Source organism: bacterium, assembly GCA_035454885.1.
Classification (GTDB): domain Bacteria; phylum UBA10199; class UBA10199; order JACPAL01.
In genome coordinates this window covers 22,395-34,462 of sequence record DATIGE010000013.1, presented here as the reverse complement: position 1 = coordinate 34,462, position 12,068 = coordinate 22,395, and the positions used below count along the sequence as shown (strand labels likewise).

The 12,068-nt window shown below is 62.1% G+C and carries 10 protein-coding genes; 8 read left to right on the top strand and 2 right to left on the bottom strand.

Features of this window, described 5'->3' with window-relative positions; genetic code table 11:
• The first annotated feature begins 20 nt into the window (after positions 1–20).
• Both VLJ37_02505 and VLJ37_02500 read left to right on the top strand, forming a co-directional pair.
• Positions 21–548 (top strand): hypothetical protein, encoded by a 528-nt coding sequence (locus VLJ37_02505; GenBank protein ID HSA58542.1) that lies wholly within the window; start codon positions 21–23, stop codon positions 546–548.
• Between the two features lie 108 nt (positions 549–656).
• Positions 657–1,181: a hypothetical protein gene (locus VLJ37_02500; protein ID HSA58541.1), complete on the top strand. Its 525-nt coding sequence runs from the start codon at positions 657–659 to the stop codon at positions 1,179–1,181.
• Here the strand turns inward: VLJ37_02500 and VLJ37_02495 are convergent.
• Positions 1,144–2,424 (bottom strand): replication-associated recombination protein A, encoded by a 1,281-nt coding sequence (locus VLJ37_02495; GenBank protein ID HSA58540.1) that lies wholly within the window; start codon positions 2,422–2,424, stop codon positions 1,144–1,146. The two genes, VLJ37_02500 and VLJ37_02495, sit on opposite strands and share 38 nt — an antisense overlap.
• Positions 2,425–2,635: 211 nt before the next feature.
• Here VLJ37_02495 and recN point away from each other — a divergent pair, with 211 nt between their 5' ends.
• The 4 genes from recN to VLJ37_02475 all read left to right on the top strand — a co-directional run bounded on the left by recN (position 2,636) and on the right by VLJ37_02475 (position 7,540).
• A complete protein-coding gene (gene recN, locus VLJ37_02490) occupies positions 2,636–4,288 on the top strand; it encodes a DNA repair protein RecN (GenBank protein ID HSA58539.1) in 1,653 nt (550 codons plus the stop codon).
• 115 nt (positions 4,289–4,403) lie between these two features.
• On the top strand, positions 4,404–5,723 hold the full coding sequence (locus tag VLJ37_02485) for a TldD/PmbA family protein (GenBank protein HSA58538.1): 1,320 nt from the start codon (positions 4,404–4,406) through the stop codon (positions 5,721–5,723).
• Positions 5,724–5,726: 3 nt separating this feature from the next.
• Entirely contained in the window at positions 5,727–6,491 is a 765-nt protein-coding gene (locus tag VLJ37_02480) for a Stp1/IreP family PP2C-type Ser/Thr phosphatase (GenBank protein HSA58537.1), read from the top strand.
• 173 nt (positions 6,492–6,664) lie between these two features.
• Complete coding sequence (locus tag VLJ37_02475) at positions 6,665–7,540, top strand: peptidoglycan DD-metalloendopeptidase family protein (protein HSA58536.1); 876 nt, start codon at positions 6,665–6,667, stop codon at positions 7,538–7,540.
• Between the two features lie 69 nt (positions 7,541–7,609).
• Here the strand turns inward: VLJ37_02475 and VLJ37_02470 are convergent, their stop codons facing one another.
• Positions 7,610–7,984, bottom strand: a complete 375-nt coding sequence (locus VLJ37_02470; protein ID HSA58535.1) for a hypothetical protein — start codon at positions 7,982–7,984, stop codon at positions 7,610–7,612.
• 104 nt (positions 7,985–8,088) lie between these two features.
• On the opposite strand from VLJ37_02470, the gene secA reads away from it, so the two are divergent.
• Both secA and argJ read left to right on the top strand, forming a co-directional pair.
• Positions 8,089–10,857 carry a preprotein translocase subunit SecA gene (gene secA, locus VLJ37_02465; protein HSA58534.1) on the top strand — a complete coding sequence of 923 codons (2,769 nt, stop codon included), beginning with the start codon at positions 8,089–8,091 and terminating at the stop codon, positions 10,855–10,857.
• A gap of 14 nt (positions 10,858–10,871) precedes the next feature.
• Entirely contained in the window at positions 10,872–12,065 is a 1,194-nt protein-coding gene (gene argJ, locus VLJ37_02460) for a bifunctional glutamate N-acetyltransferase/amino-acid acetyltransferase ArgJ (GenBank protein ID HSA58533.1), read from the top strand.
• Positions 12,066–12,068: the final 3 nt, after the last annotated feature.

Sequence of the window (12,068 nt, the reverse complement as noted above, 5' to 3'; positions counted from 1 at the left end):
TGAAAGAAAGGGGATATCCAATGAAGAAGACGAAACTCGCTTTGGCCGCCGGAGCCGCCATGCTCCTATCGGCCACGGTGGCCCAGGCTCTCGACCTGAACTGGGTGGACAAGAACACCGTCATCGTCGACAGCACGTTCCAGGTCAGCAAGCCCGGCAAGCAGTGGGATACGCAGAAGACCAACGACTGGGCCGCTCCGGTCAAGTGGGTCCTCCACAAGGAAGGCGCCAACCCGGTCATTTGGCTCCGTTACGACCAGGCCGTCCGCGGCAAGACCGCGCACGATTACGCCAAGGACGTGCAGTCGCGTCTGAAGTCCCGCGGCATCTCGGACCTCCGCATCCGCAATCAGGTCATCAGCGGACGGAACGTCTCGCTCATCTCGGGTGTCGATAACGCCAGCGGATTCCGTTACCTGGTGGGCGTGTGGCGGAACCGGAACAAGGGTTTCAACCTGGAGTGCACGGCGGAAGCGAAGGATTTCAGCGTTTACGAGCCGCATTGCATGGCCTCGATCCAGTCCGCGCGCATTCTCCGCGAGGATTGATCCGGTCGTGGTTTGAGTTCTTGAAGAGGGGATCGGCCTCCGGCCGATCCCCTCTTGTCTTTTTCGTGCGGGGGATTAAGATTCCGACATCAAAACAAAGGGGGAGTCATGAAAATCAGCCTTGCATCTCTTCTTGCCGCGGCCGGTCTTCTGGCCGCGTCGTCGGCCGGTGCCGTCGATTTGAAGTGGTCGGGGACGACCTGCTTCACCATGGACAGCAGCTTCTACATGTGCAAGCCGGACGACAAGTGGGACACCCAAAAGACGGAAGAATCGACCCGGCCCGTCAAGCTCGTTTACGCCAAGTCGGGCGCGAATCCCGTCATCTGGATCATTCTGGACAACCTCGCCTCGGCCCCGTCCGCGTCCGACTACGCGGCTAAGGTCCGTTCCCGTTACGAGTCACGCGGTTTGAAGGACATTACGACGACCAAGGAGGTCGTTGGTGGCAAGGACGTTTACATCGTCAGCGGGGAGGATACCGCCAAGGGTTCACGTTTCAGCGCGGCGCTCTTTTGGAGATCCGGCTTGAACAAGGTTCTCCAGATTGAGTACACGGCGGGCACGCAGGATTTCAGCACGTATCAGCCTCAATTCATGGCGACCGTCGCTTCGGTGCGGGACGTGAGGTAGACGAACGGACGTCTCGCAGACGTTTCTTGATTTCCGCTTCGTAACCGTTCTCCGTTGGTTCGTAGTAACGCCGCCCCCGCAGTTTTTCCGGGAGATAATCCTGGGCGACGACCTGTCCCTCGAAGTCATGGGGGTACTTGTAGTCTTTCCCGTATTTCAGATCCTTCATCAGCTTCGTCGGGGCATTCCGGAGATGGAGCGGCGTCGGGAGGTACCCTTCCTTGACGATGTCTTCCTTGGCCTTGAGATAGGACAAATAGCTCGCATTGCTTTTGGGGGCGCAGGCCAAGTACGTCGCGGCCTGCGCGAGCGGTATCCATCCCTCCGGCATGCCGACGAAATCGAAGGACTGTTGCGCCGCGACGGCGACCTGGATCGCCTGGGGGTCGGCGTTGCCGACGTCCTCCGAGGCGAAGATCACCATCCGGCGCGCGAGAAAGAGCGGCTCCTCTCCGGCCTCCAGCATGCGGGCGAGCCAGTAGACGGCGGCGTCTGGGTCCGAGCCGCGCATGGATTTGATGAAGGCGGAGATGACGTTGTAATGTTCCTCCCCCGCTTTGTCATAGAGGAGTGATTTTTTCTGAAGGGCCTGTTCGGCCACGTTCTTCGTGATCCGCGGATCATTCTTTGGGAGCAAGGTCGCGCAAATCTCAACGGTGTTGAGGGCGCGCCGCGCATCGCCGTCGGAGGTCGCCGCGACGAAGTCCAGGGCCTCGTCGTCGATCTTCAACTTGAGGGCGCCCAGGCCCCGAACCTTGTCCTCCAAGGCGCGGCGGACGATGCGGGACAGCTCCTCCTCGGCAAGCGGCCCAAGCACGTAGACCTTGGTGCGCGAGAGGAGGGGGCCGATGACCTCGAAGGACGGGTTTTCGGTGGTGGCGCCGATCAACGTGATGGTCCCGTCCTCGATGTGGGGCAGGAGGGCGTCCTGCTGGGCCTTGTTCCAGCGGTGGATTTCGTCGACGAAGAGAATCGACTTTTGGCCCTCGAAGCGTTGTTGGCGGCGGGCGAGTTCGATGACCTCCTTGAGCTCCTTCACGCCGGTCAACACCGCAGAGAGGGCGTGGAATGAGGAGCGGGTATGGTGCGCGATCACGCGGGCGAGCGTCGTCTTGCCCGTGCCCGGAGGTCCCCAGAGGATGAGCGAGGGGACCTGGTCCGTCTCGATCTGCCGCCGGAGGGGGCGACCCGGGCCGACCAAGTCCTCCTGGCCCACGAGTTCATCGAGGGTCTCCGGGCGCATCCGGTCGGCCAGGGGATGCCGGGCCTTGGAGTCCTTCGTTGTCCCGGCTGGAGGGGTTTCGAAAAGGTCGTTCACGTGGACTTACTAACGAGACCGCCCCTAAGACGCAAGTCCGAGAGGACTTTCCTCAACGGTCTCGTAGTACGACAAGTCGCAGTGGATTTTAAACGGACGACTTGTTGTAGGCTAATCCCTATGTTAAAAATCCGCAATGCTCCGCGCCCTCCAGATCCGCAATTTCGCCCTCATTGAGAACGCCGAAATCGAGCTGGGAGAGGGTCTCAACGTCCTTTCGGGAGAGACCGGGGCGGGCAAGTCGATCCTCATTCAGGCCTTGGACCTCCTGCTGGGAGGCCGTGGGTCCTCGGAATTGATCCGTCAAGGCGAGGACGAATCCGAAGTGACGGGGTTGTTTGTCCGCGGGGCCGATGAGGTGAGCCTGCGCCGCGTGATTTCCCGGAGCGGCAAGAACCGCGCCTACTTGAACGAGCGGCCGGTTCCCGTCTCGGTCTTGGAGCAATCGGGCAGGGAGTTGGTCGACCTCGCCGGGCAGCATGAGCACCAAGTCCTTCTCGATCAAGACCGCCATTTGACCCTCCTCGACGAATTCGCCGGGTTCGGTGCCGATTCCGCCTTGGACCGCTACCGCTCGGAGTACGCCGCTTATACGTCCCTGGCCGGGCAAAGGCGGGACCTGGAGGCGAAGGCGCGCGAGTCCCGCGAGCGCGAGGAGTTCCTCCGGTTTCAACTCCGCGAGATCGGCGAAGCGGCCGTCCGTCCGGGCGAGGAGGAAGCCCTCCTTCAGGAGAAGGACGTTTCCAAACACGCCGTGCGCCTGCGCGAAGCGGGCGTACGGGCCGAGGAGGCGCTGGAGTCGGGCGAGGACGCCGTTCTTCAGAGGGTCTCTCGCGTTGCCAAGGACATCCGACAGGCCTCGCAACTCGACGGCGGACTTTCCGAGACGGCGGCCCGACTGGACGCGGCCCTCTGCGAGTTGCAGGATGTCGCGCGTTACCTCGGCGCCTACGGGGAGAGGGTTTCCTGCGATCCGGAACGCCTTCAGGCCGTTGAGGACCGTCTCGCTCTGATCGCCCGGTTGAAAAAGAAGCACGGCGGAACGGTCGAAGCTCTGCTGGAAAAGGAGAAGGAGCTGCGGCAGGGGCTCGCGCTGCTCGATGACTTTGAGGGCGAGGCGTCACGGATCGACGCGGAGATCGCAGCTCACGAAAAAAAAATGCTCCGTCTCGCGCGGGAGATCACCCAGGCGAGACAGAAGGCCGCCGGGGATCTCGAAGTCAAGATCATCCGGGAGCTTAAGGATCTGGGCATGTCCTCCGCCAAGTTCACCGTGTCGCTCAAGCCTCTGAAGAGCGGGGCCCCGGCCGGAGGAGTTTTCTTGGGGGATCGGGGCGCGGACGAGGGCGAATTCCTGGTCGCGCCTAATATGGGCGAGGGCATGCATCCCCTGGCCAAGATCGCCTCGGGCGGCGAGCTTTCCCGCGTCTTTCTCGCGATCAAGAAGGTGTTGGGCGTGGTCCGGGGCGCCGAAACGTGCGTTTTCGACGAGGTCGATTCCGGCATCGGCGGGCGTATCGCGGAGGTCGTCGGCCGCAATCTGGCCGAGATGGCCCGGCGCCGCCAGGTGCTCTGCATCACGCACCTTCCGCAGATCGCCTGTTATGCCGCCCATCACTTCATGATCCGGAAGGAGACGGAGAAGGGGCGGACTCACACGAAGGTGCAGCGCCTTCAGACGGTCCAACGCGAGGAGGAGATCGCCCGCATGCTCGCGGGGGTCAAGGTTACGGATCAGGCGATGGCGCACGCGCGCGAGATGCTCAAGAGCGCCGGCAACCAACAATAGTGAGTGAGTACACCCCAGATCAGCTTTGCTGATCTGGGGCGACGGAACGAACGATGAAATCACAAATGAACAGATGGGGGATTCAGGGGGAGAGCGGTATCGCCCCCTGACTTTTATGGATGAACTGGACGCGTTGGAGCGGGCATTGAGAGGGATGGACGTGGACGGTTACGAGATCTACGCCCTGGAGAACCGTCAGTTCTCGGTGGAGGCCAAGGAGGGACAAATCGACTCGGTGGATGAGGCGGTGGAGCGCGGCGCGGCCGTGCGCCTCTTCAAGGGGCGAAAGACGAGTTTCGCCAGTTCCAGCGGCCTGTCCGTCCCTTTTCTTGAAAGGATGGCCTTGCTTGCTTACAATACCCTGTCCGTGGTCGAGGAAGGGCCGGTGATCGCCCTGCCCGCGGCTCGCGAAACCGCCGGGCCTTCCCAAGCCGCCGTTTCTCCGGGCGACCGTTCGGTCAAGCTTCGGATGGCCCTCGACCTGGAGAAGTTCGCCAAGCAATACGACCGCCGGGTCGCGCGCGTGAGGGACGCTTCGTACGGGGAAGAGGTGAGGACGGTGACCCTGCGAAACTCGACGGGGCTGGAAACCCGATGGACGGCCGCCCGGCACGAGCTCTCGCTCATGGTCATGGCGGAGGACGCCCAGGGCCAGGAAATGGCGTGGGAGAACGATTTCGCGGCGGACGAAGCCCGGCTGGATCCGGAGAGGACGGCTCGGGAAGGGGCCGAGAAGGCCGTTTCCCAATTGGGCGGCAGGCCCGTTGCAACCCAAAAGACACCGGCCCTCTTGGATGCGACGGTTGCCGCGTCCTTCTTGGGGGTCCTGTCCTCCTCCTTTTTCGGGGACCAGGTCCTCAAGAGCCGTTCGGCCCTTTGCGGGCGTCTGGGAGAGACGATTTACGGCGGCGGCGTGACGGTCGTCGACGACGGGAGGCTCGAGGGGGGCTACAACAGTTTTCCCTTTGACGGCGAAGGCGTTACGTCGGCTCGCCACGCGGTCGTCGAGAGGGGGGTGCTCAGTCGGTTCCTTTATGACTTGGCGTCCGGTGTTCAAGCGGGAGTCCCGAGCACGGGCAACGCGATCCGGCCCGCCGTCAAGGAGCCGCCGCGCGTGGGGGCGACCAATTTTTTCATTGAGGCGGGAGACCTGAATCTGGAAGAACTTCTCCGCCGTCTGGGGACCGGACTGTGGGTGAGGGACGTGATCGGCGTTCATACGGCGGATCCGGTGACGGGCGATTTTTCCCTGGGCGCCAGCGGGGTGTGGATCGACGGCGGAAAACGGTCTTTTCCCGTCCGGGGTGTGACGATTTCGGGGAATCTGCATGACCTTCTGAAACGCGTCACAGCCGTGGGGAAGGAGATGCGGCGTTATCACGCCTTTGGGGCGCCGCCCTTATTGATCGAATCCATTGATGTTGGGGGAATCTGAAGCGTGAAAATTGAATGTTACGGCCTGACGGACGTCGGCAAAAAACGCGAAAAGAACGAGGACAGCCTCCTCGTCAACGCGGACTTGGGCGTTTTCATGGTGGCCGACGGCATGGGCGGCCATCTGGGCGGAGAGTTCGCCAGCAAGATCGCCGTCAAAACGGTTGAGGAGACCCTTCAAAAACTCTTGAGTGATCCGGAGTCGACGATCGCCACCGACCACGTGTTCGACCGTTCGGACCCGGGGGAGCTCCTCAAATACGCCATCCGTGTCGCTTCCCAGCGTATCTACGATGAGGCCTGCCGCAACACGAACCTCCGCGGCATGGGCACCACGGCGGTGGTCCTCTTTCTTCAGGACGGCAAGGGGTTCATCGCCCACGTCGGCGACAGCCGGGCCTATCTGATCCGCGACGGGGCGATCCGCCAGTTGACGGCCGACCACTCGCTCGTGGCCGAGCAGCTCCGCGCGGGTTTCATCACGGAGGATGAACTCAAGCACCACAAATTCAAAAACATCATCACCCGGTCGGTGGGATTTCAGAACGAGGTCGAGATCGATCTCCTGATTCGCGATCTGGAGGTGGGGGACCGTTTTCTCCTGTGTTCGGACGGACTGACCAACCTGGTCGAGGACACCGATCTCCATAAGGTCGTCCTCAAGAGCGCACCCAAAGAGGCCTGCCGGAAGCTCATCGACCTCGCCAACAAGCGGGGCGGCGACGACAACGTCACCGTCGTCATCGCTAACGTCCTCGCCACGGATTGATCTGCCGCAATGCATTACAAAGTGGAAAGGGACCGGGCAGAATTGAATTGACAGCCCCCGAAGACCCTTGTTAGGTAGTTTTTACTCGCCCGAAAGATTTAACCCCTTAATTTAAATAAGTAAAAGACCAGGGAAAGGACCGGAGACGATTGGATCAGAAAAACGGGAAACTCATGCGTCGATTCGTCGATAAGGGGCTCATGAGCTACCACGTCTATCTTATTCCGGAAAATAACTCCAAGATCCGCAAGTTCAGGCTGAGACCGCGAAGCATCCTGGGCATGTCGGGGTTGGCCGTGGCCGTGGCTCTACTCCTCGTCCTCGCTGCCGTGGGATTCTTGCATTACCGTTCGCTCTACGCTTCTCTCGAAAAGGAGCACGAGACGATTCGGGCCTATGAGAAGGAGAGGGTGGATCTCCTGGGCAAGGTCGCGATGTTGGAAAGCACGGTCGGTGAGACCGAGAAGATGGCGGGCAAGCTCGCCGCCCTCGTCGGGTCGGAGCGGGTATCGATCGAAAAAGGCATCGGTCCGATTCCGTCCGCTCCTTCCGCCTTTGAGCCAGAAAAGTTGGACAGTTTGGAAGACCGGGTGGTCACGCTCCAAGACAAGATCAAGGAGCTGACCAAGATCCAGGAAGACAAGCTGACGTACATCGCCTCCACGCCGTCCGTCTGGCCGGTCAAGGGCTGGGTGACGAGCGACTTCGGTTACCGGCGCTCCCCGTTCACCCTCGCCGCCGATTTCCACGAGGGGATCGATATCGCCGCGGCCCGGGGTACGCCCGTGTCGGCGCCGGCGGACGGGGTCGTTACCTTTGCGGGATACAAGGGCGGATACGGCAAGATGGTCGTCATCGACCACGGCTTTGGAATCGTGACCAAGTACGGCCATACGTCTGAATTCTTCGTGAAGGAAGGCGACCGGATCAAGCGCGGCACAAAGATCGCCCTCGTGGGCAGCACGGGGCATTCCACCGGTCCGCATCTTCATTATGAAATCTACTCGGACGGCGTTCCGGTCGATCCGATGAAGTACATCCTGAAATAACAAAAAAGGCCTCCTCTCCGCCTCAGGCGGAGAGGAGGCCCTCTTTCGTTCCCAAACAGTCAAATCAAATTACCACTCGCAGCCGTAAGCGCCCATTGCTTGCTTGGAAGCATCCAGGGCCGACTTGCAGGCCATCGCGAGACCGCTCTTGCCTTCCGGCGTCGCGGCGACCTTCTTCCACTCGGCGACCGTCGTGTCGAAGGCGCCCTTCATCGCCGCCTGTGCCGCCTCGGGGATCTTGCCCTTCAGGCAGCTCTGGTACTTCGTGATGTAGTCGTCGCACTCCGGAACGCCGACGGAATCGCCGGACGGGGCGGCGGCGGGAGCGGTCGTGCCGGCCGCAGGCGCCGTCGCCGCGGGAGCCGAGCCTTCCTTCTTCGTACAACCGCTGACGGCGACGGCCGCGAGCGCGAAGACGAATAGCAGGGTGGTTGCTTTCTTCATGAATCCTCCTTGGTTAGGGCGGCAATGAATCAAATTCGAGGCCCCGCTGCAAGAAAATTTTGTATAGCTTTCAGGGGCTTCCCGTGCGTATATCCCGCCCCCGTATGCTGAATCTCGCCCGCAGGATCTTCGGCACGAAGAACGACCGGGAACTCAAAAAAATCCGGCCCCTCGTCGAGAGGATCAACGGCCTGGAGCCGTCCCTTCAAGCCCTGACCGACGACGGACTTCGAGGAAAAACCGGTGCTTTCAAGGAACGTCTCTCCCGAGGCGAAGACTTGGACGCTCTCCTGCCGGAGGCCTTCGCCGTTGTCCGCGAGGTCTCCCGCAGGGTCCTCAACATGAGGCACTTCGACGTCCAGTTGATCGGCGGGACGGTCCTCCACAAGGGCAAGATCTCCGAAATGAAGACGGGCGAGGGCAAGACCTTGGTCGCGACGCTGCCGGTCTACCTGAACGCGCTGGAGGGGCGCGGCGTCCACGTCGTGACCGTCAACGACTACCTCGCCCGCCGCGACGCCGAATGGATGGGGCAGATCTACCGGGCCCTGGGCCTCTCCGTCGGGGTCATCGTCCACGGCCTGAACGACCGCGAGCGCAAGGCGGCCTATGCCTCGGACATCAGCTACGGCACCAACAACGAGTTTGGCTTCGACTACCTGCGCGACAACATGAAGTACTCCCTCGAAAACTACGTCCAGAGGGAGCTCAACTACGCGATCGTCGACGAGGTGGACTCGATCTTGATCGACGAATCGCGCACGCCGCTCATCATATCCGGACCGTCCGAGGAATCGACCGACAAGTATTACCGGATCGACGTCGTCATCCCCAAGCTCACGCCGGGGGTCTTGAAGGAAGAGAAGGGCGTGAAGACGATGACGAACGACTACGTCGTCGACGAGAAGAGCCGGACGGTGGTGCTGACGGAGGAGGGCGTCGCGAAGGTCGAAAAAATCTTGGGCGTCCAGAACCTCTACGACCCGGCGAACATCGAGATCCTCCACCACGTGAACCAGGCCCTGCGCGCTCATTCGCTCTTCAAGAAGGACGTCGACTACGTGGTCAAGGACGGCAAGGTGACCATCGTCGACGAGTTCACCGGGCGCCTCATGCCGGGACGACGCTGGAGCGACGGGCTGCACCAGGCCGTGGAGGCCAAGGAAGCCGTCACCATCGAGAACGAGAACCAGACGCTCGCGACGATCACCTTCCAGAACTACTTCCGCATGTTCCGAAAGCTCGCCGGCATGACGGGCACGGCCGACACCGAGGCCCAGGAGTTCGCCAAGATCTACAACCTGGAAGTCATGGCGATTCCGACGAACCGTCCCATGATCCGCAAGGACGAGGCCGACGTCATCTACAAGACCGAGCGGGAGAAGTTCAGTCAAGCGATCGAAGAGATCAAAGAACTGCACGCCAAGGGGCGCCCGATTCTTGTCGGGACCATTTCCATCGAAAAATCGGAAAAACTCTCCGCCCTGCTCAAGAGGGACGGGATTCAACATCACGTGTTGAACGCCAAGCAGCACGAACGGGAGGCGGAGATCGTCGCCCAGGCCGGACGTTTTGGCGCCGTCACCATCTCCACCAACATGGCGGGCCGGGGCACGGACATCGTGCTCGGAGGAAATCCCGAGTTCATGGCCAAGAACAAGGTCAATCGCGACGAGGACCCTGCGGGTTACGAAGCGGCGTTGGCGGCGTTTCGCAAGCAATGCGAGGCCGAAAAGGAAAAGGTCATCGCGGCGGGGGGGCTGCACATCGTCGGGACGGAGCGGCACGAGTCCCGGCGGATCGACAACCAGCTCCGGGGCCGCGCCGGTCGCCAGGGAGATCCCGGTTCCACGCGCTTCTACCTCTCGCTCGAGGACGACTTGCTCCGGATCTTCGGCTCGGAGCGCATCAGCGCCATGATGGACCGGATGGGCATCGAGGAGAACGAGCCGATCACGCACCCCTGGATCACGAAGGCGATCGAAGGCGCGCAGAAGAGGGTGGAAGGCCACAACTTTGACCTGCGCAAGCACCTGCTCGACTACGACGATGTCATGAACCAGCAGCGGAAGACCGTTTACGGGCTCCGCCGGGAAATCCTCTCCGGAGAAAAGACGCGGGACAAGGTTCTCGACATGATCGACGAACTGGTGACGGAATTGGTCGACGAGTTCGTGCCGGAAAAGGGCGGAACGAACGTCGACATGACCCCCGTCGACGAGCGCATCCGCAAGATCTTCGACGTCGCCGCCGATTGGAATTCTTGGGGGGTGACGAACTTCACGCAGGAGGCGGTCGGCAAGGCCCTCTTTGAGAGACTGCAAAGCGCCTATGAAGAGCGCGAGGGCAAGTACTCGGCGCCGATCCTGCAGGAGGTCGGTCGGGTGGTCCTGCTCTCGACGCTCGACCAGCTCTGGAAGGACCACCTCCTCTCGATGGACCACCTGCGCGAGGGCATCGGGTTGCGCGGCTACGGGCAGAAGGATCCGCTCCTCGAGTACAAGCGCGAGGGTTTTTTGATCTTCCAGGGGATGATCCGCGAGTTCCGCGAGGACGTCTTGGAAAAGGTCTTCCACGTCCAGATCGCCGAGGAGAGGCAGGTGGCTCAAATGAAGGCGGCCCCCCGGGCCGCGGCGCGGATGGTCTTGAGCCGCGGTCCCGCGGGAGAGGCGCCCCCGGCGGCGAAGCCCGGCCCCGGCATCATCTCCCAAGTCCCGCGCGCCGCAGGGATCGGTCCCCTGGGGCTCGCCGCCGGTCAAAAACAGGCGGCTCCGGCGCCTCAGGTTCCCGCCCACGCCGAGGCCCACGCCGGCCGGAACGACCCATGCCCCTGCGGGTCGGGCAAAAAGTACAAAAAATGCCACGGGGCTTAGACCCTCAACCTCCTATGAGAAATCCCTATCGCGTTTCCGGTTTTCGGTTCTCAGGCGTCGCCGCCGGCATCAAGAAGACGGGGAAACCGGATCTTGCCCTCATCGTCTCCGACGTGCCGGCGACAACGGTCGCGGCCTTTACGACGAATCTGGCCCGGGCGGCGCCCGTCCTGGTTTCCCGGAAGAACGCCCGCTCGGGTGTTTGCCGCGCGATCGTCGTCAACAGCGGCAACGCCAATGCCTGCACCGGCGCGAGAGGTCTGAGGGATGCGGAGTCGATGGTGCGCGCGACGGCGAAGGCATTGAAGGTTCCCGAAAAACACGTGCTGGTCTGTTCGACGGGCAAGATCGGAGTGCCCCTGCCGATCCAAGAAATCGTCTCCAGGATTCCCAGGGCCGCAAAGGCGCTTTCGCGGGATGGACTGAAACGCAGCGCCCAGGCCATTTTGACCACGGACAACGGCGCCAAGCTCGCGCACGCGGAAGGAAAGATCGGCGGCAAGCCGTATCAGATCGCCGGATTCGCGAAGGGCGCGGGGATGATTGAGCCGCATATGGCGACGATGCTGGCCTACGTTCTCACCGATGCCTTCGTCCCAAAAGACGTCCTCCGTGTCCTTTTCCGGAATTGCGTCGATGAGACCTTCAACCGCGTGACGGTGGACGGCGACATGTCGACCAACGACACGGCGGTCGTGCTCGCCAACGGGCTCGCGGGAAACCGGGCGTTCAAGCTCAGAACGCCCGAGTGCCGCAGGTTCGCCGAAAACCTCTACAACGTGATGGATTCGCTCGCCCGCCAGATGGTGATGGACGGGGAGGGGGCGACCAAATGCGTGGCGATCGACGTCAGGAACGCCAAAACGGACGCCGATGCCCGCAAGATCGCTTACGCGGTCGCGAATTCGCCCCTGGTGAAGACCTCGTTCTTCGGGGAAGACCCCAATTGGGGGCGCGTCCTGGGCGCGGCGGGCCGGGCGCGGGCCACTCTGAATCCCGACCGGGTCACGATTCACTACGGGAACGTGTGCGTGGCCCGGCGGGGCCAATCGACCGGCGTTGCGGCCGATCGGAGGGCCAAGGCCGTCATGAAGGCCCCGTCCTTCACGGTCACCTTCGACTGCCGGCTGGGCCGGGGGGCGTTCCGAGTCTATTCTAGCGACCTCACGCTGGAGTATGTTACGATCAATTCCTGCTACCGCACCTGACCG

What these genes read in the sequence shown, in the direction of transcription:
- VLJ37_02470 (HSA58535.1), bottom strand. Translation starts at nt 7,984, where the DNA reads ATGAAGAAAGCAACCACCCTGCTATTCGTCTTCGCGCTCGCGGCCGTC.
- VLJ37_02485 (HSA58538.1), top strand. Translation starts at nt 4,404, where the DNA reads ATGGATGAACTGGACGCGTTGGAGCGGGCATTGAGAGGGATGGACGTG.
- recN (HSA58539.1), top strand. Translation starts at nt 2,636, where the DNA reads ATGCTCCGCGCCCTCCAGATCCGCAATTTCGCCCTCATTGAGAACGCC.
- VLJ37_02475 (HSA58536.1), top strand. Translation starts at nt 6,665, where the DNA reads ATGCGTCGATTCGTCGATAAGGGGCTCATGAGCTACCACGTCTATCTT.
- VLJ37_02500 (HSA58541.1), top strand. Translation starts at nt 657, where the DNA reads ATGAAAATCAGCCTTGCATCTCTTCTTGCCGCGGCCGGTCTTCTGGCC.
- VLJ37_02505 (HSA58542.1), top strand. Translation starts at nt 21, where the DNA reads ATGAAGAAGACGAAACTCGCTTTGGCCGCCGGAGCCGCCATGCTCCTA.
- VLJ37_02495 (HSA58540.1), bottom strand. Translation starts at nt 2,424, where the DNA reads ATGCGCCCGGAGACCCTCGATGAACTCGTGGGCCAGGAGGACTTGGTC.
- argJ (HSA58533.1), top strand. Translation starts at nt 10,872, where the DNA reads ATGAGAAATCCCTATCGCGTTTCCGGTTTTCGGTTCTCAGGCGTCGCC.
- secA (HSA58534.1), top strand. Translation starts at nt 8,089, where the DNA reads ATGCTGAATCTCGCCCGCAGGATCTTCGGCACGAAGAACGACCGGGAA.